The 21,569-nt window shown below is 64.6% G+C and carries 22 protein-coding genes; 10 read left to right on the top strand and 12 right to left on the bottom strand.

Going from position 1 to position 21,569, the window contains the following annotated elements:
* The first annotated feature begins 203 nt into the window (after positions 1–203).
* A complete protein-coding gene (locus tag IEX78_RS03820; protein ID WP_188827309.1) occupies positions 204–1,931 on the top strand; it encodes a BCCT family transporter in 1,728 nt (575 codons plus the stop codon).
* Between the two features lie 25 nt (positions 1,932–1,956).
* Here the strand turns inward: IEX78_RS03820 and IEX78_RS03815 are convergent, their stop codons facing one another.
* Positions 1,957–2,868 (bottom strand): 3-methyladenine DNA glycosylase, encoded by a 912-nt coding sequence (locus IEX78_RS03815; protein WP_229683687.1) that lies wholly within the window; start codon positions 2,866–2,868, stop codon positions 1,957–1,959.
* A 94-nt stretch (positions 2,869–2,962) separates the two neighbouring features.
* Between IEX78_RS03815 and IEX78_RS03810 the strand changes: the two genes are divergently transcribed.
* From IEX78_RS03810 to IEX78_RS03800, 3 genes are all read left to right on the top strand, one after another.
* On the top strand, positions 2,963–3,166 hold the full coding sequence (locus IEX78_RS03810) for a hypothetical protein (RefSeq protein WP_188827307.1): 204 nt from the start codon (positions 2,963–2,965) through the stop codon (positions 3,164–3,166).
* The gene (locus IEX78_RS03805) at positions 3,163–3,975 is read left to right on the top strand and encodes a GIY-YIG nuclease family protein (RefSeq protein WP_188827305.1); all 813 of its coding nucleotides are present in this window, start codon (positions 3,163–3,165) and stop codon (positions 3,973–3,975) included. Before IEX78_RS03810 ends, IEX78_RS03805 begins: the two co-directional genes overlap by 4 nt.
* A gap of 374 nt (positions 3,976–4,349) precedes the next feature.
* Positions 4,350–4,991: an SMI1/KNR4 family protein gene (locus IEX78_RS03800; RefSeq protein ID WP_188827304.1), complete on the top strand. Its 642-nt coding sequence runs from the start codon at positions 4,350–4,352 to the stop codon at positions 4,989–4,991.
* 55 nt (positions 4,992–5,046) lie between these two features.
* Here IEX78_RS03800 and IEX78_RS03795 read toward each other — a convergent pair whose 3' ends face one another.
* From IEX78_RS03795 to IEX78_RS03775, 5 genes are all read right to left on the bottom strand, one after another.
* Positions 5,047–5,877, bottom strand: a complete 831-nt coding sequence (locus tag IEX78_RS03795) for an alpha/beta fold hydrolase (RefSeq protein WP_188827302.1) — start codon at positions 5,875–5,877, stop codon at positions 5,047–5,049.
* 24 nt (positions 5,878–5,901) lie between these two features.
* On the bottom strand, positions 5,902–6,717 hold the full coding sequence (locus IEX78_RS03790) for an MBL fold metallo-hydrolase (protein WP_188827300.1): 816 nt from the start codon (positions 6,715–6,717) through the stop codon (positions 5,902–5,904).
* An 8-nt stretch (positions 6,718–6,725) separates the two neighbouring features.
* Positions 6,726–7,565 (bottom strand): alpha/beta hydrolase, encoded by an 840-nt coding sequence (locus tag IEX78_RS03785; protein ID WP_188827298.1) that lies wholly within the window; start codon positions 7,563–7,565, stop codon positions 6,726–6,728.
* A gap of 23 nt (positions 7,566–7,588) precedes the next feature.
* Complete coding sequence (locus tag IEX78_RS03780; protein WP_188827297.1) at positions 7,589–8,416, bottom strand: alpha/beta fold hydrolase; 828 nt, start codon at positions 8,414–8,416, stop codon at positions 7,589–7,591.
* A gap of 92 nt (positions 8,417–8,508) precedes the next feature.
* Entirely contained in the window at positions 8,509–11,241 is a 2,733-nt protein-coding gene (locus IEX78_RS03775; RefSeq protein WP_188827294.1) for a helix-turn-helix transcriptional regulator, read from the bottom strand.
* Positions 11,242–11,405: 164 nt separating this feature from the next.
* On the opposite strand from IEX78_RS03775, the gene IEX78_RS03770 reads away from it, so the two are divergent.
* Positions 11,406–12,389 (top strand): helix-turn-helix domain-containing protein, encoded by a 984-nt coding sequence (locus IEX78_RS03770; RefSeq protein WP_229683686.1) that lies wholly within the window; start codon positions 11,406–11,408, stop codon positions 12,387–12,389.
* 91 nt (positions 12,390–12,480) lie between these two features.
* Here the strand turns inward: IEX78_RS03770 and IEX78_RS03765 are convergent, their stop codons facing one another.
* The 3 genes from IEX78_RS03765 to IEX78_RS03760 all read right to left on the bottom strand — a co-directional run bounded on the left by IEX78_RS03765 (position 12,481) and on the right by IEX78_RS03760 (position 13,861).
* The gene (locus IEX78_RS03765) at positions 12,481–12,657 is read right to left on the bottom strand and encodes a hypothetical protein (RefSeq protein WP_188827290.1); all 177 of its coding nucleotides are present in this window, start codon (positions 12,655–12,657) and stop codon (positions 12,481–12,483) included.
* A 113-nt stretch (positions 12,658–12,770) separates the two neighbouring features.
* A complete protein-coding gene (locus IEX78_RS24700) occupies positions 12,771–13,229 on the bottom strand; it encodes a DUF6301 family protein (protein ID WP_373291514.1) in 459 nt (152 codons plus the stop codon).
* Positions 13,230–13,363: 134 nt separating this feature from the next.
* A complete protein-coding gene (locus tag IEX78_RS03760) occupies positions 13,364–13,861 on the bottom strand; it encodes a hypothetical protein (protein ID WP_188827288.1) in 498 nt (165 codons plus the stop codon).
* Positions 13,862–14,079: 218 nt separating this feature from the next.
* Between IEX78_RS03760 and IEX78_RS03755 the strand changes: the two genes are divergently transcribed.
* Complete coding sequence (locus IEX78_RS03755; RefSeq protein WP_188827287.1) at positions 14,080–14,700, top strand: hypothetical protein; 621 nt, start codon at positions 14,080–14,082, stop codon at positions 14,698–14,700.
* Positions 14,701–15,222: 522 nt separating this feature from the next.
* Here the strand turns inward: IEX78_RS03755 and IEX78_RS03750 are convergent.
* Positions 15,223–16,986 (bottom strand): GNAT family N-acetyltransferase, encoded by a 1,764-nt coding sequence (locus IEX78_RS03750; RefSeq protein ID WP_188827285.1) that lies wholly within the window; start codon positions 16,984–16,986, stop codon positions 15,223–15,225.
* A gap of 55 nt (positions 16,987–17,041) precedes the next feature.
* On the opposite strand from IEX78_RS03750, the gene IEX78_RS03745 reads away from it, so the two are divergent.
* From IEX78_RS03745 to IEX78_RS03735, 3 genes are all read left to right on the top strand, one after another.
* Positions 17,042–17,821, top strand: a complete 780-nt coding sequence (locus IEX78_RS03745) for an alpha/beta fold hydrolase (protein ID WP_188827283.1) — start codon at positions 17,042–17,044, stop codon at positions 17,819–17,821.
* On the top strand, positions 17,779–18,369 hold the full coding sequence (locus tag IEX78_RS03740) for a dioxygenase family protein (RefSeq protein ID WP_229683685.1): 591 nt from the start codon (positions 17,779–17,781) through the stop codon (positions 18,367–18,369). The genes IEX78_RS03745 and IEX78_RS03740 overlap by 43 nt, the downstream gene beginning before the upstream one ends.
* Before the next feature lie 143 nt (positions 18,370–18,512).
* Positions 18,513–19,379 (top strand): hypothetical protein, encoded by an 867-nt coding sequence (locus IEX78_RS03735; protein ID WP_188827282.1) that lies wholly within the window; start codon positions 18,513–18,515, stop codon positions 19,377–19,379.
* Between the two features lie 15 nt (positions 19,380–19,394).
* Here the strand turns inward: IEX78_RS03735 and IEX78_RS03730 are convergent, their stop codons facing one another.
* Both IEX78_RS03730 and IEX78_RS03725 read right to left on the bottom strand, forming a co-directional pair.
* Entirely contained in the window at positions 19,395–20,279 is an 885-nt protein-coding gene (locus tag IEX78_RS03730) for a phosphatase PAP2 family protein (RefSeq protein WP_229683684.1), read from the bottom strand.
* Between the two features lie 131 nt (positions 20,280–20,410).
* Entirely contained in the window at positions 20,411–21,121 is a 711-nt protein-coding gene (locus tag IEX78_RS03725) for a DUF1361 domain-containing protein (protein ID WP_188827280.1), read from the bottom strand.
* A 68-nt stretch (positions 21,122–21,189) separates the two neighbouring features.
* Here IEX78_RS03725 and IEX78_RS03720 point away from each other — a divergent pair, with 68 nt between their 5' ends.
* Positions 21,190–21,555: a DUF4870 domain-containing protein gene (locus IEX78_RS03720; protein WP_188827278.1), complete on the top strand. Its 366-nt coding sequence runs from the start codon at positions 21,190–21,192 to the stop codon at positions 21,553–21,555.
* Positions 21,556–21,569 lie beyond the last annotated feature (14 nt).

The following is a 21,569-nucleotide window of genomic DNA, read 5'->3' as shown; positions in this document are numbered from 1 at the left end:
TGCCTGCGATTTTCCGACCAGTTGCGCCAGCATCACGTTGTGCTCACCTGCCGCGACGTCGCTCGGTGCGGCCGAATATCACGGTTAGGCGGTGAGTCGCTGCCCACTTTCTGGTCACCTGTCGCGTTACGGTTGCGTGATTGCGGAGTGTTTCCGCGCTGCGGTGAACTGCTGTGCTTGGCGATCGGAGAGGACCGGAATCCATGTCCAACGCTGTCACCGACGGGGTTGCCGGAAATTCGCGAAAGCGACCGCCTCGCTTAGATCGCCCCATTTTCTGGGTGAGCGCGCTTGGCACCTTAGCTTTCGTGCTCTGGGGCGTTTTCGATCAGGACAGCCTCGCGTCCACCGCGAGCACCGCCCAGCGTTGGGTCATCACCAACACCGGTTGGCTGTTCGTGCTCGCGTCGAGTTCCTTCGTCGTTTTCGTGATCTGGCTCGCGATCAGCCGGTACGGCCGCATTCCGCTCGGTGACGACGACGAGAAGCCCGAATTCCGCACGGTGTCGTGGATCGCGATGATGTTCAGCGCGGGCATGGGCATCGGCCTCATGTTTTGGGGTGTGGCAGAGCCGCTTTCGCATTTCGTCGCGCCGCCACCGCACACGTTCGCGCCGGGCTCGCCGCAGGCAGCCGAATTGGCCATGGCGACAACCCTTTTCCACTGGACCTTGCACCCGTGGGCGATTTACGCCGTCGCCGGGTTGGCGATCGCGTACGGGACGTTCCGTAAAGGCCGTTCGCAATTGATCTCGTCGGTCTTTCGGCCCCTCCTCGGCAAACACACCCACGGCTGGGCCGGTCGCGCGATCGACATGATGGCGATTTTCGCGACGCTGTTCGGATCGGCCGCCTCACTTGGGCTTGGCGCGTTGCAAATTGGCGCTGGGATGGAATTCAACGGCTGGATCGACGCGATCGGCAAAATCGGGCTCGTCGCGATTATTGCCGGGCTCACCGTCGCCTTCGTGATCTCGGCGGTGTCGGGGATTGAGCGCGGTGTGCAGTGGCTGTCGAATATCAATATGGTGCTCGCGCTCGCGATCGCGGCGTTCGTCTTCCTCGCCGGGCCGACTTTGTTTGTGCTGAACATTATCCCGACGTCGCTGGGTGACTATCTCGAATACCTGCCGACGATGGCGTCGCGCACGGGCGCGGGCGACCCGGCGATGCAGGCATGGTTGTCGAAGTGGACGATTTTCTACTGGGCGTGGTGGATTTCATGGACCCCGTTCGTCGGCATGTTCATCGCCCGCATTAGTCGTGGTCGCACGATTCGCCAATTTGTCACCGGGGTGCTGTTGGTGCCAAGCGCGGTGAGCCTGCTGTGGTTCGCGATTTTCGGTGGGTCAGCGATCTTCGAACAGAGCGAACACCACAACCTGACCGAGCCCGATGGTTCCGTCAATTCCGATTTCGCGCTCTTCCATTTGCTTGACAAATATCCGCTCACCACGATTACGACCGTGGTCGTGATGATTTTGGTCGCGATCTTCTTCGTCTCCGGCGCTGACGCGGCGTCGATTGTGATGGGGACACTGTCGGAGCGCGGGAGCATCGAACCGACGCGCCCGGTCGTGATTTTCTGGGGCGCTGCTACCGGCGCGGTCGCGGCGATCATGCTGGTGATCGCGGACCCGAGCGACCTCGGCGGGGCGCTGAACGGGTTGCAGGCGTTGACGACAGTGGTGTCGCTGCCGTTCTTGGTGGTGATGGGTGGGATGTGCGTGTCGCTGTATAAGGACTTGCGCGAAGACCCGCTGATTTTGCGCCTTGACCGGGGGATTGAGCTGGTTGAGTCGGCGGTCGACAAGGGCAACGCGGAGCACCCTGGCGACTTTGAATTGGTGACGGAGGCGCTGCCGGAGATTCCGGGAGGGCCGATGGCGCCGGAGGCGGGTGCGCCGGGTGTTGGGGATACCGGGAAGTAGTTGCTGGTAGGGGCGTCGCGCTGCCTTAGGTGATCGTGCTCGTGAGGGTGGCGCACGCCTCCGCGAGACGGGTGCGCACGGCCCCCGCACGCTCGGCGATCTCGGCCTGACGCCGCACGTATTCGGCTCTGCCGCTTGGGGTTTCGATCTGTATCGGTGCGTAGTCGTAGTCGCGTAGGTCGTACGGACTCGCGCGCATGTCGAGTTCGCGTGCCGCACAAGCTAATTCGAAGGCGTCGAGCAGGAGTTCGGAGTCGACAAGCGGGGTGAGTTTGAACGCCCACTTGTAGAGGTCCATGTTGGCGTGCAGGCACCCCGGCTGTTCGCGACGCACCTGGTCTTCGCGCGTGAGCAGCTCCGCATTATGCGGGACAGCGTCCGGGGTGAAGAAGCGGAACGCGTCAAAGTGGGTGCAGCGCAACTGCATCGACTCAACAACCGCATCGGTTCCCGCACTACCGAGCCTTAACGGCACCTGCTGATGACGAACTTCATCGGTTTTGTAGACCATCGCCCATTCATGGAGACCGAAGCAGGAGAGCTGCGCGGGACGGGCAGCGGTCGCTTTGAGCAGCCCGCTAACGAACGCGATGGTGTCGGCCCGTTTGGCGAGGTAGGCGGGATCGGCAGTGACGAGGTCGCCAGTTTGGTGGTACCCGCGCAGCCGCGCATATTCGTCCGCCCCTTCGAGCGCAACCCCAAACCCGGGGTGCCACCGCTTAAGCTGCGCGGGTTTGTGCCCGTAGTAGGTGAACAAGAAGTCCACGACCGGATGCGCGGCCCCGCGCGCTTTGCGTTCGAGATAGGGCCCAACGAGCGGATCAACCCTGTCTTGATGCGCCCGCGCGATCTCCCGCCACTCACCTTGCGGAAGAACCCGCAGGTTGAGCGCATGTTCGGAAGAGGGCGGCACAGTCACGCATCTATTGTCCCGCATTGGCTACAGGCGATTCAGGGGTGTCGATGATGACGCAAACTCGGTACGGTTAATTCCTGGTTTGAGTGCGGAGTCGCAGATAAGAGGTCCTCCGATGATGTACGAAGGCTACACCGGCAACATCATGGTTGATGGCGATGTGCTTGTCGTCGACCGCGAAACCAGAGCGGGTCGGCTAACGTTCGGCAAGAACTTGGAGCCTCGTCGCATCCCGCTGGCCGCAGTGTCAGGTGTCGCGTTGGCCCCCGCGACCTACTTAACCAATGGTTCCCTTGATGAGTTCGGTGCACTTGAATGACGCTGACTCTCGGATCGATCCTGGATAGCGCTGGCATCGACCCCGCGGACGCACAGGTGATCCGGCACGCGTACGTCAAGGAGCACGAGGACACCGGCTTACAGGGCATCCACGCAGACTCATCGGATGAAGAGATCCTGGCGTACACGAGGCAGCAGTCGACGAGTCCCCGAATCTTCCCTGTCACCCCGCCGCGTATCTGGGTCGTGTTCATCCGCGAAGGCGGCGACCGTGCGCGTCTGTGGTCAGTCGTGGAAAACCGCGGCGAGGTTCCGAACGACGGTGCACTGCGGACCTTCGACCTGGTCGTCTCGAACCACATGGCGGATCTCAGGAACCGGCTCGTCATCGGCTGGAGGTCGCCACGCACCTGGAGGCTCAACGGGCCCACGGCCGCAGGCTATCCGGTCACCGAGATCGCGGATGCGCAACCCGTGCCCTTCCCGGGCTTTGACCGGCTCGTCCTGAATTACGCGCAGCTGCAGGCAGTTATGCGGGAGCAGCGATACGCCTCGTGGCGCACCGCACTCTCATCGGTGATTGGCATCTACCTAATCACCGACTCTCGGGACGGTCGTCAATACGTCGGCAAAGCTGATGGCACGGAAAGCATTCGGCAGCGGTGGAGTGCGTACGCGGCCAACGGTCACGGTGGCAATGTCGAGTTACGCGGACTCGATCCAGACGGCTTCCTCTTTTCGGTCCTGCGGGTCTTCGATCCCGCGATACCTACCCGCGAAATCGACGCGGCGGAGAGCCACTTCAAGGTTGCCCTCGATACGCGAAGACACGGCCTGAACCGGAACTGACGGCAGACCAGGACCAGGTTCACGCCTGGGCGTGAGTCTCCGTGAAGGGGGAATTTGCGGGAGGAACCGAGCTCGGTCGATGACACTCACTGAGCTTTCCCACCACCGAGCACGAGGCGAAAAGCGGCCGAGCTCATGGGGCTGTGGGCTTGGCTCAAAGCAGGCCGTGAGTTCGGCGAAGGGAGTCTTCCAAGGTTGGCCGGCACAAGCGTGGCTCGTCGGCCGTGACCCAGTACTCGCCAGGGTGATGCGATCTCGTGTCGGTGGGCTCAGATCCTCGCAGTGAGTCAGTTCAGGTTGAGGTGACAACCGACGGCCTCGTGATCGCGGTGACTGTTCCTCCAGCAACAGTTGCTTGTGTCACGATCGAGGCTATGAGTTCACAGGTGACCGCTGAAGCGATTGTCGCTGAATGGAAGTCGCGACTGGTCGCCCTTGCCGACAATCCGGAGTACGTCTTCGTCGACACGCCACAAGCGTTGACCGACGACCATCGCGCCCGGCTCATCACCTTCTGCGGCTGTCACGTCGAGGAACTCGAAGCTGTCGAGGCACGGGTTGGCAGCCAGTTCCCCGCGGTGTTTCGCCAGTATCTGCTGGACATGGGTGAGGCGTGTGGAGATTTGTTCCGAGGCAGCGAGCGCGCAGGCATCCGCGGCTTCGACCGGTTCCGCGAGGATGCTCGCGAGATCGTCGACGATGTCCGTGGCTCATGGACCTTGCCCCCGGACGCGGCCATTGTTCTGACTCACCAGGGCTACACGTTCGACTACGTGCGGGCGATCGGCGGGTTCGACGGTCCGGTGATGCGGTGGAGTGACGGGAAGCCCCACGAGGACACGCAGATCGCAGCCATCTTCGCCGGCTACGTCGACGCGCATCGGCGGCTCATGGAGCGCAACCACCGCAGCGCCCGCGAGAGACGCGCATATCTGACACTGCACCCCGACGGCGGAGGCCAGTGGGTGTACCCGGCCCGCAGCTCAGGCGACCACCCACTCGATTCCGGGCGATAGACGAAACGTGTGTCCGAACGAATACGCCCAGATCCTCCGCAACCGGTTTGCGTGGCTATCGAACCGAGTTCGCGGCCTCGACGATGGTGTCGGCGACGGTAACCGGCTGGGATACCAGTGAGGCGTGGGAGGAATTGATCTCCTTCGTCGTGTTCGACGCTGCCCGCCCGGCCATGAATCGTTGTGCGGCGGGGGGAATGACGCGGTCCTCGGCGGAGATCAGGTACCAGCTGGGAGTTGTCGCCCAGGACGGTGGGCCGGAGGGCTCCAGGTTGGCGTTCAGTGCGGCCGAGAGCTGGTGTGCGTACATGTCGGCGGCGGTTTCGGTGCTGACGTCCTGGGCGAAGATATTGTGGAAGTACGGCGCGTCGATGTAGCCGTCCACGTTGTGACCAGCGATTCCGGTGGCATCGTCCACGACCCGGACCTGCAGTGCGGGTGGCAGGAGTTGGCTGCCGGGGAAGCGGATCGGGTCGAGCAGTCCTTGCACGAATTCGCCTTGCGCCGGTGCGAAGGCCGCGATGTAGACGTTGGCTTTGACCTTGGGGTTGTGGGTGTTGGTGATGACGGCACCGCCGTAGGAGTGCCCGACGAGCACAACGGGTCCATCGATGCTGTCGAGAACACCCCGCAGGGCGGCCGCGTCATTGCGGGGGCCACGCAGCGGATTGTTCACTGCGACAACAGGATAACCACGTCCGCGTAGCTCGGCGGCGACTCCGTCCCAGCTGGTGGCGTCGGCGAATGCGCCGTGGACCAGTACCAGGGTGGGTTCGCCGGGATCGGCGGTGGCCAGCGCCGGGACGACTGGGCTGACAGCGACAACGGTCGCGGCCAGCACGCTCAGCAGCCGACGCCGGCGTTGATTCGGGACATCAGTAGACATGATCGATCACCTTTTCGGGAGCGCTCAGGGCGCGAGTGGTGCTGTGGGCGGGGGAAATTCGACGGGCTTTCCGAGCGGCAGCCACCGCACCCGGTGATGCACGCCTTCGGACTCCTCGAGCAACCGCACGCGAGCACGGTCGTGGCTCTCGCTGAAGTGGGTCCAACCGTCGTAGTGCACCGGCACGGCGATGCGCGGTTCGAGGAGCCTGATGAATCGGGCGGCGTCGCGGGCGTCCATCGTGTACTTCACCGGCCCGGTGAGCCCGAACCGGACGGCGCCGAGATGCAGCAGCGCGATATCGACGTCGAGGCGGCGCGCGACTTGCTCGAGGCCTTTGAAGTAAACCGAGTCGCCCGACATCCATACCGCCACACCGGATTCCGATGGCCGTTGGATCGCGAAGCCGAGGTTTTCACCCACGAGCAGCCGGCTGAACGGCGGCCCGTGGCGACTGGGGGTGGCGATCACCCGCAGTGGTTGGCGGGCCGGCGAGGCCAGTACGGTCTCCTGCCAAGGCACCATCGGTTCGGCGTGGGCGAGGCCGAGCCGGCGGCTGCCGCTCATGGTGGTGATGACCCTCGGCACGGTGCGCAGCAGTGCGCGTCCGACGTGGTCGAGGTTGTCGGCGTGGTGGTCGTGGGAGAGGAGCACGACGTCGATCGCGGGTAGGTCGTCCACCCGTATCGCCGGGCCGATCGTCTTCACCGAGTAGGTGCCAAGGGCGAAGTCGTAGCGCGCCCCCGGCTCGTCGAAGGTCGGATCGGTGAGGATGGTCCACCCGTCGATCTCGATGAGCGTGGTCGGCCCGCCGATGTGGGTGATTCTGACGCCAGTCATGGTGAGCGCTACGTCGCCTGCGGGAATCGGGTCGCGGCGTGGCGCAGCGCCCAGTCCAGGGCGTAGTCGGCGATTTCCTCCCACCCGTCCTGGCTCACCAGTCGGTGCGTGCGACCGGGGAACTCGATCCGCTCCACCAGTGCGGTGCCCTTGGCGTACTTGCGCAGGGCGGCCTTCTGGATGGCGGGTGGGGCGACGTGGTCGATGCCACCGGAGATGAGCAGCAGCGGTGCCCGGTCTGCCTTGCGGAAGTCGACCGCGGTGATGCCCGACTCCTTCTTCGGCAACGACAGCACGCCCTCGAAGAACACCCGATTGGACGAATTCACCGCGCTGGCGGCCCATTCCAGGTCGGAGTCGGCGCGGCTGAGGTCGTTGCCGAACGTGTAGTGGAAGTGGCGCTTGGAGATCGGGCTGGCTTTGCCGAAGCGGAACGGGTTGGACAACACCGGAAGACCCGTGCGCAAGGTCGAGAACGGCAGGGCGAGAACACCGGCCGGTTGGCCGGGCGCCACTCCGACCCCGGCGATGCCGAGGCCTCGATCGAGCAGCATCTGGGTGAAGATCCCGCCGAACGAGTGGCCCATGATGATGGGCTGTTCGGGCAGCGAGGCGATGAGATCGGCGTAGAAGTCGACGATCTCGACGATGCCGACGCCTTCGAGCGAGCGCGGATCCTCGCGGATGTCGGCAGGGGGGCGATCACCGATGCCGGGCCAGCCCGGAACAATCACCTGGTGTCCGAGGTCGCGGTAGCGCCGCGCCCAGGTGTCCCAGCTCGACGGAGTCATCCAGAGTCCGTGGATGAGCACGATCGGCGGCTTGTGGGTGTGTTTTGGTTGGCTCATTGCGGTGTTCTCCGTTCCGGTGTTCACGATTCGATGAAGTCGAGCAGGTCCTTGGACAGTCGCTGCTTCTCGGTGTCGGGGAGCGCGTGACCGGCGCCTTCGTAGACCTTGAGGTCGGCACCGGCGACGAGTTTCGCCGAGCGCAGACCACCCACGTCGATGGGGACGATCTGGTCGTCGTCACCGTGGATGACCAGTGTCGGCACGGTGATCTCGGCGAGGTCGCCACGGAAGTCCGTGGCGGAGAAGGCGGCGATACATTCGTAGGCGCCGCGATGGCCTGCGGCGAGGCCCTGCAACCAGAACGCGTCGCGCATCCCCTGGGGGATGTCGCCGCGCCGGTTGTGCCCGAAGAACGGCCCATCGGCGAGGTCGCGATACAGCTGTGAGCGAGACGCGCGTTCGCCGGCGCGGATCGCGTCGAAGACCTCGATCGGCAGCCCCTCGGGATTGTCGTCGGTGCGCAGCATGAACGGCGGAACAGCCGAGACGAGAACAAGTTTCGCGACCCGCGAGGATCCGTGGCGGGCGATGTAGCGCACCACCTCACCGCCGCCGGTCGAGTGCCCGACCACGGTCACATCGGTCAGGTCGAGGGTGTCGAGCAGCGTCGCGAGATCGTCGGCGTAGGTATCCATGTCGTTGCCGTTCCAGGGCTGAGTGGAACGGCCGTGTCCGCGTCGATCATGAGCGATGACGCGACAGCCGTGCTCGGCCAGGTACAACGCCTGGCTCTCCCAGGCGTCGGCGTTCAGCGGCCAGCCATGGCTGAGCAGGACCGCACGTCCGTCGATCGGACCCCAGTCCTTGTAGAAGATCTGAATTCCGTCATCGGCGGTGATCGTGGGCATTGCGGCCTCCTCGCGAGTGGGTGCTGAGCACTGTGTTCACGATGGGCCACAACGGACTCCGCGCGAATCACGTGTCGCACGTAGTCCTGAGGTCAGTTCGCGGTCGGCGGCAGGTGCTCGCGCAGTTGGCGGCGCGAGGAAATACCGAGTTTGCGGAAGACTTTGCGCAAGTGGTAATCGACGGTGTTGGCACTGAGGAACATGGTGGCGGCGATCTCGGCGTTGGTGTGGCCTGTTGCTGCCAGCGCTGCCACCTCGGACTCCTGGGCGGTCAACTCGACCGACCTGGCAGTGCCGTCGACCTGTGCCCGCTCGCCGAAGGCATCCAGCTCGCGTGCTGCCCGCTCAGCGAAGGCGACTGCGCCGAATCGTGTCAATCCCTCTGCTGCGGTGCGTAATTGGACCTTGGCGTCGGTGCGGCGACGTTGTCTACGCAGCCATTCGCCGTAGAGGAGATGGGTACGATAGAGGTCGATCGGGGTGTCGGTCTCGGTCAACGCGGCAATAGCGGCCAGATAGAGTTCCTCGGCGTCCTCGGTCGGCGCGATCAGCGCTGAGCACCGCAGGGCAACACCCTGCGCCCATGGCGACCCGATGTCGTCGGCGAACCTCGCGAATTCGACAGTGACTCGTTCGGCGTCGGCGGTGTGGCCCGCTCGGGCGGCCGCTTCGATGTACTCGGGGAGTTGGTGCGGCGAGACCTGCAGGAATCGATCGGCTTCGAACGGCGTCAGCAGCGCGTAGGCGTTGTGGTAGTGCCCCTCGGCGAGGTTGCGGATCGCCAGGGCGTTGATCGTCGCGGTGTGGACACCGCCGAAACCCGCGGCCAGGGTCGACTCGGCGATCTGGGTGACCACCGCTGCCGGCGCTCCCGTCCATGCGAGGTATGAGCCGTTGACGACATGTTCGGCCGGATAGCCCATCGCTTGGCGCAGCTCTCGGACGCGTGCGACCGCCCGCCCGGCGGCGGTGACATCGCCGCGATCGAGTTCGGTCAGCGACCGCATCCAGAGCAAGTAATCCAACTCCCGGAGGGCGCCCGACTGGGTGGCGATCCGCTCCCCACGATCGAGCCAGTTGTTGCGTGCCCGCTCGTCCCATAAGGCGCTGGTGAAGATCACCCCTGCGATGCTGAACTCCAGCGCTCGACGATCGTCTAGTTCACTCAGGACGTGGGCCGCCTTCCGCATCGGAGCGACCGCTTCGGCATAGGTATCGAGGAGCAGTGCCGCGACACCGATGAGGACTGCGCGGGTGATCGGTTCTGCCTCGGCCGCGGCGGCCCGCATCCGAAGACCGAGACCGCGCATGGTGTCAGCGGTCACCGCGCGTTCGGCGCTGTGGGCCACATCGAAAGCGCGCAGCAGCGCGAGGTGCTCGCGGCGTGTGTCCCGGCCGTGGAACAGGTCCGCCGCCGCGGTCAGTTGATCTGGTGCGAGTCGAATCGCCTCGGGATCGCCGAGAAAGGCGGCAAGCGATGCCCGCACGAACAATCGCCGTCCGGCGGCGACCGGCTCGAGCGCTTGCGGGTCGGGGATCCGATCGGTCAGGTCCACGGCGAATCGCCCGGCCCCGGCCTCGGAGGCCGACTCGGCGGCGGTGAGCAGGCGATCGTCGCGCAGCACGGGATCCTCGCTCAACTCAGCCGCCCGCGCCAGCAGACTCGCCCTGGCGATCAGGCCACCACGCCGCCCGGCACGCTCTGCCGCATCGACCAGGCGTTGCGCGATACCCTCGTGGGGGCGCGCAGTCGCCGCTGCGGCGTGCCACGCCCCGACATCGGCCGACCCGGATGCCTCGGCGGCCTGAGCCAGGGCACCGTGGACGCGACGACGCGCGGCAGCCGTCGCGGCACGGTAAACGGCCGCGCGCACCAGCGGGTGCCGAAATCGCACTGCCCCATCGATGACGACCAGTCCGGCGTCGTCGGCCGTTTCACCCGCGCTTTCGTCGATATCGAGGAGTGCGGCCGCGCGATCCACCAGCTTCAGATCTCCGGTCGATTCCGCGGCTGCCACCAGGATCCAGTCCTGGCAGGAATCGGGCAGCAGATCCAGCTTGCGCCGATAGAACTCTTCGAGTCGTTGGCTTGCGCGGAGCGGGCGGGGGACGAAGGACGAGTCCGTGAGTTCGCGGATAGTGAGATCGCGCGCGAGATCGGTCAAGACCAGCGGGTTTCCGCCGACCTCGTCGACGATATCGGCGGCGACCCGCGGCTCAAGCACCCCGTCGAATGAGTGGGTCAGCAATGCGATGGCATCGATACGGGCCAATTCGTTGATCTGAAGCGTCGGCACTCCCGCGAGTCGGACATCGATGTCGTCGTCGGGACGTGCCGCGAACACCACCACTGCCGCGTCGGCACGCAGTCGTCGCGCGACAAAACCCAACGCGTCCAACGATTCCCGATCCAACCACTGTGCGTCATCGATCGCGCACAGCACGGGTCCGCCGCAACCGACGATCGCGAGCAAGCTGAGCACCGCTCGCCCGACCAGGAAGCGATCCGGCACCGCGCCCGCCGACACTCCCAGCGCGACCCGTAGCGCCTCCCGCTCCAGGTCGGGCAACTGCGCGCTGTCGACTTCGATGGATCCGACCAACCGCTGCACGCCCGAATAGGGCAGGTTGGCTTCGGTCTCGTAGCCGTCCGAGCGCAGGATTCGGAACCCGTGCGCTGACTTGATCAAAGACTCGATCAGTACCGACTTGCCGATTCCCGGCTCGCCGCGCAGCACTACCGCGTGTCCGAGACCGTTGCGTGCGGCGGCGATGAATCCGTTGAGGTGGTCGAGCTCATCGGCTCGTCCCATGGGCTTGAACACGGAACCCCTCCTGCTCGGGCATATGCCCAGTCATATTGCCGAGCGTAGGGCGCCGTTTCCAGGCAAACTGGGCTGAGCGTGCACGATTTCTGGGCTGATGGTGCCGCACGGATCAGTCGCGATCAGGCTGTGAGTTTGACTGGGGGAGGCGTGTTATGGCCACAGTGTTCGAGACCGGTGCTTTGGTACCGGCGGAACGTGCCGCGGCGATCACCGCTGCCATGCAGGAAGCATCCACGCCCTGCCATGTGGTGCACGAGAATCCAGGCGTTCCCGCGCACGCTCGGTTCGATGTATGGGAGTTCGGGGATGCCAACATCTTTCGTGCCGACATCTCCGGTATTCAGCTGATCCGGACGGCGAAACAGATCCGGACGAACCCCTCGCCCATGCTGGCTCTCGCGGTGCATCGCAAGGGTTCGGCCCGCTACGAACAGGATGGTCTCCAGCGCGAAGTCGCCGTCGGCGACCTCCATCTGATGGACCTCAACGCCCCGTACGACTTTCGTTGGGACGGCGACGGCGGGTCGACCTGCCTGCATGTGCCCCTCGATCAGCTCGATCTCCCGGTCGAACGCATTCGTCGCGCCGCGCCGCACCTGCATCGCAGCCCCTACTACCGACTCGTCGCCGGGCATATCACCGAAATGACCCGGTGCGCAGACGATCTCAGTGCCGATCCCACCGCGCGACTGTCCGGCTCCGCCAGTATCGACCTGATCCGCGGGCTATTGCTCTCGACGAGCGAACCCGACAAACACGACGGCGCGGTGATCCCCTCGGAGATCATGCTCGCCGAGATCCGCAGCTATGTGCGACGCAATCTCGCCGACCCCGAACTCGATGCCGCGCGCATCGCCCGCGCCCTCAACATCTCTGTGCGTCACCTGTACAAGATCTGTGCCGCCGCCGACTACAGCCTCGCCCAGTGGATCATTGGCCAACGTCTCGACCGCATCCGCGACGACCTCGCCAGTCCTGGGCTCCGCCACCTCTCCATCGCGATGATCGCGCTGCGCTGGGGATTCCGCGACGCCTCGCACTTCACCCGACGGTTCCGCGTGACGTACGGCGTCACACCCCGCGAATGGCGCCGCACGACGGCCGAAGACGGTATCAACGGCGCGTTCGGTGACCTGCAAAATTGACCTGCCAACCGCGGTATGAGGGCTTCGAACCGCGTGGCGCTGGTTGGTCGGCAACCAGAATTCCGACTGCGGACCCAGGGGCGCCCAAACCCTAGTAGGTGAACAAGAAGTCCACGACCGGATGCGCCGCCCCGCGCGCTTTGCGTTCGAGATAGGGCCCTATGAGCGGATCCACTCTTTCTTGATGCGCCCGCGCGATCTCCCGCCACTCACCTTGCGGAAGAACCCGCAGGTTGAGCGCATGTTCGGAAGAGGGCGGCACAGTCACGCATCTATTATCCCTGCCTCGGTTGCGGTGGCTGGAAGCGGAGACCGTCAAACGAGGCGAGAACAGCGACGATGCGTTGGTGGCGGACGTCGCGGAACGCTCAGATACGGCAACTATAGGGTCGATCGAAGGTCATCCTCAGGATTCCCAGTCGTCAAATTGACAATTCCGTGCATGGATCTGACCGTCAATATCACCCCGTGCAACTCCCATGAGGCGAATTTAGATGGTCTTGCCCGAGCTTTCGTCGGCGCCCCCAATTCAGGCTCAAGGATTGAAGTCAATTCAGAAACGAAGCCAGAGAGAATTTTGGGAGATTTCAGTTGTCCCCGTTCAGCGATCGACAAATTTATATGCATTAGCGTTCTCGGAGTACCCTCGAAATACGCCAGTGCAGACCGATGTTCCACGTTTAGATTAGATTGCATCGTCGCGCCCTCCGGCCAAAGATCAACGAGTTCCCAACCTGCCGCTCTGCAGAACTTCGGCAGGTCATAGACCCGCCACTTCCAGTCGAACCTGGCAGCAGCCAGGACGAGAGCCGCCGCGCCATCTAAATCGAGGTGGGACACGGGGTCTCCTTGTGGATTGAATAATGCCAACAGCGTTTCGAACCTCGCAGCGGCCAAGTTCGCGCCGATCCATGTCAGCCTAGTCTTATCGGCTTGCACTGGTCAGAGCACGGTCGCACCGCTTACACCTCGGATTACTCGCAGTACACTTTCCGCTTCATCTGCTTGGATTTCGACGAGATGAATCCGCTCCGAACCACGCGGATCGAGGTACTCGACAACGCGAGCCATTGGAACCCATTGACTGTTGCGATCGAAGAGTTCATCACGAACCCACTCAGGACTTCGTCGCCTTCGAATGACAGAGGTCGGAGGCGCCCCTTCGGCCCAATCGTCGTAGTGAGAATAATACGACCAATATCGCACCCATCCTTGTCCGCTTCGAGTTCGGCTGCCCGCGCACCAGTAATGGGGTGGAGGTTCGCGATTGGCGGCGACGTGTAGTCCTTGATGGAGGATTCGTGCCAGTTCCAATCGATCAACGACAGGTACTGCCACTTCGGGCCTCGCCGACGCCATAGACCAGACGGACGTTCCACCGTGTACGGCCAGGTGGGCTCGGCCAAATACTCCTCAGCCGCAGCGAAGTATTCGACCGCGTCTCCAGCAGACCATGCGGTCGTGTCTGTCATCGTCATATAGTCACCTATCTGGGATTTCATGGCCGACTCGAAGATCCGCCGCCTTGATTATCCTGCCGCAGGCAAACCAAAGCTGTTGCAGCACAACGCTCCGGCTCTCCACCAGGGCTCCAGCCGAGCTTCTGGTAGGACTCCGCACCGTCGCCAAAGTCGCTGTAGCGTCGCCCGAACCGGGGTGCTGACCTCTCGCTCGCGCCTAAGATGCTCAGATGCTGATACCCGATGAGGCTGTCCTGCTCGACATCCTGGAGCGTGCGGTCGGTGGGAAGGTAGGCAGTGACGGTGTGACGGTCTTTTTTCCCAACGGGGTTGTTGCGACGCAGCGCATGAACATTGTCCGGAAGGGCCACACTGCTGTTCTGCGGTCGTGGGTTGGCGAGCTGAAACCGCAGTACACGCACTTCTATTCGCGACCCAAGGCCGTTGCGGGGTTGCTCGCGCTGGCTGATGATGGCTGGCGGGTAACGGCCAATCTGCATCTGGCCTACCACAATTGCCCACCGCTGCGGCGTTGGTATCCGACGATGCAACTCAGCGCGAACGAGTATGCGAACTACTGGATGGGTTCCCTCGCTGCCGCCGGGCGCAAAGACCGAGACGAGGTCGCTAATCCGGCGTTCGAACGGTGGCTTGTTGACGAAGGCTTCGTCAGCGCCGCTGAGGCCGCCAATCTCCGCAAGTGGCTCGCGGGCCACGCGCGCCAGAAGATCGATATTCGACCGAGCATCGCGCTGGAACGGGTGTGCGGGCCAGCCGAGCTGACCGTACCCGCCATCCAGCGGGTCACGAACGCCTTCCTGTCGGCGATCGGCGAGCCACTCGTGCGGTGAGTTCACGCGCGGCGGGCGTGTCGCTACCAATTTCGCCGTTCTAGAGAGCATTTTCGTGCACTTTCGCGCGCCCACGGGCGAAATTCAGCCTTCGCCGTCGGCACGTGCACGAAAATGCCACTCAACACGCCGATGGCGTTCGCGCCCACGCCCGACGTCGTAGCTCGTGCGTAACACCTGACATCGGATGCATGCCAGCAGGCAGCCGAAAGCTGTTGGCGCTCAATGGCATAACGGAAAACCGAGGCACACCGCGATAGTTGCCGTACTCTGCGTCAGCCCGAAAGTCGCGGTAGCGTCGCCCACATGCTCGGGTGCGTGATCTGCGCATCTTCACTCGAACGTCCGAAATTGCACGAGATGTGCCGTGGCACAACGCCGATTCCGCCGACGCACCCCAAATCCCCGCGGCGGAACTCCCCGCGCTGTGTGCGGCCATCGCGGGGAAGGTCGGCAACCGAACGATGTTGCCCTAAGCGGGGCGGTTGTCCACCCGGTGCGGACGCCGTGCCGCCGACCACATCACAACGCGCGTTTAAGTCCGATGTGGTCGTTGGCGTAGCCGAGGCGGGCGTAGAAGGTGTGGGCGCGTTCGCGCAGGCGGTCGGTGGTGATCTGGGCCAACGTCGCGCCTCGGTTGCGGCCGTGGATGTGGGCCCACTCGAGCATGGCGGTGCCGATGCCGAGGCCGCGGTGGGCGGCGGCAACACGGACGCCCTCGATTTGCAAGCGGGTGGTGCCGCCGCGCGAGAGGCCGGGGATGATCGTCAACTGCATTGTGCCGACGATGACGTTCGCCTCGTCGCGGACAACGGCGAGGTAGTGCACTTGGTCGCGAGTGATCGCGTCGAACGCCTCCTCATAACGCGCGAGGTCGGCTACTTCACGGGTGCGGCTGATCTCGTCGTCGGCGAGCAGCGCGACCAGGTCGGGCACGTCGGCGCGTTCGGCGCGTTGGACGGTGAACATCCGCTCGCCGACACGGAGTCGCGCGCCGATCGACGCGCGTGCTTTGGCGCGCAACCGGGCGATGAGGGTGTCGAGCCAGGCGCCGACATGCTTGCGTGCTTCCGGGGTGTCGGGGTAGCGGCAGCGCAGGTGCAGGCCGGTCTCGTCGAGGATGAACCACAGCATCACGCCGTCGGTGCGGATGGTCGCGCCCACATACTGCGCTGCGAGCCCGGCCGAATCGACCCGCACCGGTAGCCGACGCAGGTCGAGCCAGGAAATCGCGAACATTCCAGGGGCCTCCGGCATCCCGCCCCACGGCCGCAGGATGTCGGCCAACGGCCAAGAACCAAGTCGCACCGCGTCTTTCACCGCGTCAGCACACGCGCGTGGGTCGGCGTCACCGGATTCGAGGACCGAGTTGGTGATGAACCAGCCAACCGAGTCATGCCAGGTGGTGTCAAAGCGGCTGTGCACCGGGAACACCGCGCGCAACGCCGTGCCAGCGAGTTCGGCCGTCACCTCGGTCATCGCGCCGACAACCAGGGCCAACGTCGATACACCGTCGCCGCGGGCTTGTGCGGAGAACGCGGCGCTGTCGTCGACATCGAGTACATCACGGACCTCGACCCGCTCGCGTTGCAATCGCGCGGTGCCGAGCGGCAGCGGGAAACGCGGCATCATGCCGCCGCTGTTGTCGAGCACCCGCGTCCACTGCTCATGCACTTCGGTTGGCGCTTGGGGCAATTGGCGCAACGCCTCAGTGTGCTCGGCGAACGCCGGCGCGGGCGGCAGCGTGGGCGCGTTACCTCGCCGGACCGCGTCGAGGGCGGTGAGTAGATCGCGCACGATCACCAGCATCGACCACATGTCGACGTGCGCGTGGTCGGCCGCGATGACAACCGTTGGGCCAGCGGCGGTTTCGAGCACGCAAAGCCGATGCGACGGCCGGTTGTAGGGGGAGCAGGCGTGGTCGAGCACGTCGCGCAACGCGTCGTTGACGGCCTGACCAGGGCCGATCTCGTGTTCGACCCAGCCACCTTCGGTGACATCGACGGAGTGCAGTGCCGGACCGTCTTCGCCCGGCAGGAAAACCGAGCGGAGCGTGCCGTGGCGGGCGACCACCGCGAGCCACGCGGTCGCGAGGTCGTCGATCGAAACAGGCCCAGTGAGCTGGAACGACAACGCCATCCACGATCCAGGGCGATCGCCCGACCCCACATGCCGGTGCTGATCGAAGGAGACGGGAAGGGCGTGGCCGAGCGGGCCGACGGTAACGTCGTAGCCAAGGAGTCGGCCGAACGGGAGGCGCAAATGCGCGACGTTTGTCAGCCGCATAACGGTTATCCTATGCACCTTCCCGAGCGACTTACCAAAGCATCTTGGAGCCCCTGTGTCGACCTTTCGTGTCCCCGGCGCCGATCTTGACGTGGAATTGAGTGATGAGGGCGGCCATCCCGTCGTGCAATTGCATGGACTCACCTCAAGTCGTCACCGTGATCGGCTGATGGATCTAGACCTTGGTCGAGGGCTCAGCGGTACCCGGCTACTGCGCTATGACGCGCGCGGCCACGGACGGTCAACCGGTCGGGCCGTCGATACCGACTACCAGTGGCCGGTACTCGCCGACGACCTGCTGCGACTGCTTGACCAGTGGTTTCCCGGCGAGCAGGTCCACGGCGTCGGCCCATCGATGGGCACGGGGACCTTGCTGCACGCCGCTGTCCGCGAACCGGACCGCTTCGCCGGTCTCACCCTGCTCGTCCCCGCGACGGCGTGGGAAACGAGGGCGGCGAAAGCGCACACTTATCGCGACAACGCACGCCTGATCGAGGAGCAGGGCATCGAGGCTTTCCTGCGCGCCGACCTGCGCACCGAGCGCCCGCCGGCGACCGTCGGCACGCCCGAAACCGTCCCCGATGTCGCTGCGGAACTGCTGCCGTCGCTGCTGCGTGGGGCCGCGCTGAGCGACCTGCCCGCGCCCGAGTCGATCGCCAAACTCGACGTGCCGACGACGATCTTGGCGTGGACCGACGACCCGGGGCACCCGGTTTCGACCGCCGAGGCGCTAGTCGACCTGCTGCCCACAGCCACACTGTCGGTAGCGAGTACGCCAGCGGACCTGGCGACGTGGCCCGCGATCCTCTGCGACGACGTCGCACGGCACGGGTAGATCCGCCAGGCACACTGCCCTACGCGACCCCCGACGCAACCGACCTCGCGCGGCGATTGACCGGCCTACCCGGCCAAACCGAGGTACACCAGTTCAATGATCGCGGGCTCGACCATGGCGCGTTCATCCCGCTCATGGCGATGTACCCGGCCGCGGACGTGCCGGTCGTGCAGCTCTCGATGCCAACCCTCGATCCGACGGCCCTGCTGACGCTTGGCGCTCGACTACGCGCGTTGCGCGACGAGGGCATCCTGGTGATCGGCTCGGGTTTCATGACCCACAGTTTCGCGGTGTTCCGGCAACCCGAATTGGTCACGCACAACCGGGCTTTCGACGAGTGGGCCGTCGACGCGCTGTCGCGAGGCGACGTCGACACGCTGGCCGACTACCGAGCGAAAGGGCCAGGTGCCGCGGTGGCGCACCCGACCGCTGAACATTTCGTTCCGCTGCTGCTGACGATGGGCGCGGCCGACGACCCCGCGAGCGCGGTGAGCGCGATCGACCGAGTGGTTATGGGCAATTCGATCCGTTCGCTGCAATTGTTGTGACCACGTTGCAGAATGTGTCTGTCGGATCCCTGGTACACAACAAGCGGCGGATTCGACCGCATTAACGCGAGTTCGGCTATCGAGTATGGGGTGATGGGCGCGTGACGGCCGGTCGGATCAGGCGGACAGTCATTATCGCTGGAATGGTCAGCGCTTGCGGCCTGCTCGGCTACGGAGGGTCCGGCTCCGCTGAGCCGGCGGAGCAACTCCCTATACCTACCCCAACCCCACTCCCAACGCTCAGCATCGAACTCGGTGGCGACGGCACGCGCGTCATCGCCGAGCCCGGCGGGCACGGCAGCGGCGGCAGTCATGGCGGTCATGGCAACCCGAAAGACAGCGGCGGGAATTCCAACGGCAATTCCAACGGCAATTCCAATCCTGGCAGCGGCAACGGTAATCAAGGCAATGGCGGGGGAAATCAGGGCAGCAATAACGGGAATGCCAATCCTGGCAGCGGGAATGGCAACCAGGGCAATCCCAACCCTGGGCATGGCAATGGGAACCAGGGCAATGGGGGTGGTAACGGGGGTAGTAACCCGAACCCCAATCCTGGCCCGAATGAGCCACCGCCAGTTCCCACCGCCGATGCGCCCGCGCCCGCGCCCGATGCACCGAGCCCCCCGGCTGTGCCCGACGTGGCATCGCCCGCCGAGCCAGCCGTCCCGCCGAGCGACCAGGCGCCAGGGGACACAAGCCCGTCGCCAGGATCCTCCGCTTCCGGTGGCGGCTCGCCCGGTGGCGGAGGGGGCGCGGGTGCGGGAGCGGCATCGCCCGACGCGGGCGGCTCGCCTCCCGCACCGCCTGCTGTCGCCACTCCCGCTGATGCCGTAGCGCCGACCAGCAAATCGAGCCTGCTCCCTGAACCGAACTTGTTGTCGGTGATCGGTGGACTACTCGCCCTCGGAATCGCGGGCGGCGGCTCTGCGGCGGTCAGCTTTCAAAGCGCTGGGCAAGCGCAAGCGCGCGTCGACGCGGCCCGCGCCGAATTCTTTGGCCCACGTACCTAATTCGCCTCGGCGTGTTTAGCCCGCGGCAGCCGGTGTGGTTTCCCATCGGTGCCATGCCGCGAGGAAAATCAAGGACGCGATTACCGAGCCTGCTGATGCGAATGCCGTCGCGCCAAGGTAAATGTTCCATTCGTCGTCGGTGGTGGCGCCCGCGATTCCTTCCTCGCCTAGCGGCGCACCCCACAACACGGCACCGGTGGCGAGGCTTGCCACGGCGGACAACGTCGCGAGGACGGTCACGATTACCGCGATCACCTTCGGGCGACCGGTGTAGCGCCGCACGCCGCCGCGCGCGACCAACCACCACGACGCGAGGCATGCGAGTGCCAGCGAGATCGCGTCGGCGGCGATGGTGTCGCTGAGTCGGTGCCATTTCGCGGTCAGTGTGTACTGCCCAATCCCGACTGCCCACGCCAGCGTGACAACCAACGCCAGCCCACGCCAGCGATACGGGACGACGATGATCGTCGCGAAAAGTACCGTCATCGCGATCGTCGTGTGCCCGCTCGGCAGACTGTTCTGCGCGTATTGCCCAGTCAGCTCGACCAATTCGGGTCGAGGCAGCACGTACCGCTTCAACGTCTGCACCACCACCTGACCGGCGACGATCACCCCAACAGCCGCGACCAGCAAGTCGAAACGCCTCCGCAGCACCGCGATCACCGCGACGGCAAGCACTGCGAGCGCGAGCGAATACACCGTGATCTGATCCAGCGCCCCCGACGCCTGACTCACGTCGCGCTCAGGCACCTGGTCCGCGCCGCGCAACGCCGCGTTCTCAATGGCTTGGCCTGCGCCGGTGCGCACCGCGAGCAGATACGTCGCCGTCGCAACGAGGACGCCGCCAATGGTGATCACCGGCCAGCGGGTGGTGGGTAGCACGGTCGGGGAGTCGGTCACCGCGTCACGATACGACGCAAGCGATAGCGAATGCGGTCAGCCACGCCAGGGTTAAGTAGGCCACCTACACCGCTCACCCGGAACTGGATTGCGCGTCAAGGGAATTCGAACCAATCGAGCGGCCCAGCTTCCTACCGCGGCAACGTGATCGACGCGACAAGTGGGCCGACGATCAGCCCATACATCAGCCCCAAAAAGATCGTGTACATCGCCGTAAACAACGCGAAGCTGCCAACCGCCGACCACGAGTCGAAGTGGGTTGCCACCTTGGTCCACATCCGGCGCGGCGATCGCACGTCCCAACTGTTGAGCCGCAGATAACGACCAAGGTAAATCCCGACCGACACCGCGGCGATGATGAGGATCGCCAACGCGGCAGCAGGGGCACCTTCCATCGCTCGATCGTCGTCGTCGCCGAAAAACGCGACAACGAAACCGATTTGCACGAGCAGCACGTTGAAGACGGTGTTCACCACCCCGGACATGGCGAACGACAGCACCGCGATGATGTCGTACCAGAGCGGCACTGAGTCGTCTTCGCGCCGATGGTTCAGGTTCAGTTCGGTGATCAGATAACTGGCGTTGGGCAGCGCGAGTAACCACGCCAGCAAACCAACCGCAGCCACCGCGATCCCGGCCCAACGCCCCGCGAGTTCGTCAGCGAGCCCGGCAACGACAAGCGTGACAAGCAAAATGCCTAACGGCAGTACAGACAGGAAAAAGTTGAGCACCATCGGCCGATACACCGGCACCTGATACAACCACCCGCGCAGGTAAATGAGGCCCAGCGCGTAGATGTTGAAACCGACCACATACAAGAACAGTTGCTCACCTGGCTGCATACCAGCAACCTAGTGTGCGCGGCAAAGTTGGGATCGGTAGGCGCGCAACGGCACCGTCTACTTACCGCATGACAACTTCGCTCGACAAAAAGACCAGCGCCATCCTGTCGTATGCCTTCGGCTGGCTCACCGGCACCGTGTTCCTCTTCATCGGTAAACACGACCCCGACGTGAAATTCCATGCGGCACAGTCGATCATCTTCTTCGGAGCGGTGACCGTCGCGAACATCGCGCTCAGCATCGCCGCCGCCGTCCTCGGCCCGCTCGCCTTCATCGCGAGCCTCGCCAGTCTGGCGCTCGGCGTTTTCGCCCTCGTCATCTGGGTGCTCGCGATGGTGCACGCCAACAGCAACGGCGGCGTCCGCGCGGCGTTGCCGGTGGTCGGCAAGTTCACCGTCCCCTACGCCGACCAACTCGCCAACGCCGTCAAATAATCGAAAACCCAACG

The organism is Nocardia camponoti (assembly GCF_014646135.1).
GTDB lineage: Bacteria > Actinomycetota > Actinomycetes > Mycobacteriales > Mycobacteriaceae > Nocardia > Nocardia camponoti.
The sequence above is the reverse complement of the archived record's forward strand: the minus strand, read 5'-3'. Positions and strand labels throughout refer to the sequence as shown.

Bases quoted from the DNA above. Each gene is read 5' to 3' on its own strand.
- IEX78_RS03820 (WP_188827309.1), top strand. From the start codon at position 204: ATGTCCAACGCTGTCACCGACGGGGTTGCCGGAAATTCGCGAAAGCGA.
- IEX78_RS03815 (WP_229683687.1), bottom strand. From the start codon at position 2,868: ATGCGGGACAATAGATGCGTGACTGTGCCGCCCTCTTCCGAACATGCG.
- IEX78_RS03810 (WP_188827307.1), top strand. From the start codon at position 2,963: ATGATGTACGAAGGCTACACCGGCAACATCATGGTTGATGGCGATGTG.
- IEX78_RS03805 (WP_188827305.1), top strand. From the start codon at position 3,163: ATGACGCTGACTCTCGGATCGATCCTGGATAGCGCTGGCATCGACCCC.
- IEX78_RS03800 (WP_188827304.1), top strand. From the start codon at position 4,350: ATGAGTTCACAGGTGACCGCTGAAGCGATTGTCGCTGAATGGAAGTCG.
- IEX78_RS03795 (WP_188827302.1), bottom strand. From the start codon at position 5,877: ATGTCTACTGATGTCCCGAATCAACGCCGGCGTCGGCTGCTGAGCGTG.
- IEX78_RS03790 (WP_188827300.1), bottom strand. From the start codon at position 6,717: ATGACTGGCGTCAGAATCACCCACATCGGCGGGCCGACCACGCTCATC.
- IEX78_RS03785 (WP_188827298.1), bottom strand. From the start codon at position 7,565: ATGAGCCAACCAAAACACACCCACAAGCCGCCGATCGTGCTCATCCAC.
- IEX78_RS03780 (WP_188827297.1), bottom strand. From the start codon at position 8,416: ATGCCCACGATCACCGCCGATGACGGAATTCAGATCTTCTACAAGGAC.
- IEX78_RS03760 (WP_188827288.1), bottom strand. From the start codon at position 13,861: ATGACAGACACGACCGCATGGTCTGCTGGAGACGCGGTCGAATACTTC.
- IEX78_RS03755 (WP_188827287.1), top strand. From the start codon at position 14,080: ATGCTGATACCCGATGAGGCTGTCCTGCTCGACATCCTGGAGCGTGCG.
- IEX78_RS03750 (WP_188827285.1), bottom strand. From the start codon at position 16,986: ATGCGGCTGACAAACGTCGCGCATTTGCGCCTCCCGTTCGGCCGACTC.
- IEX78_RS03735 (WP_188827282.1), top strand. From the start codon at position 18,513: ATGGTCAGCGCTTGCGGCCTGCTCGGCTACGGAGGGTCCGGCTCCGCT.
- IEX78_RS03725 (WP_188827280.1), bottom strand. From the start codon at position 21,121: ATGCAGCCAGGTGAGCAACTGTTCTTGTATGTGGTCGGTTTCAACATC.
- IEX78_RS03720 (WP_188827278.1), top strand. From the start codon at position 21,190: ATGACAACTTCGCTCGACAAAAAGACCAGCGCCATCCTGTCGTATGCC.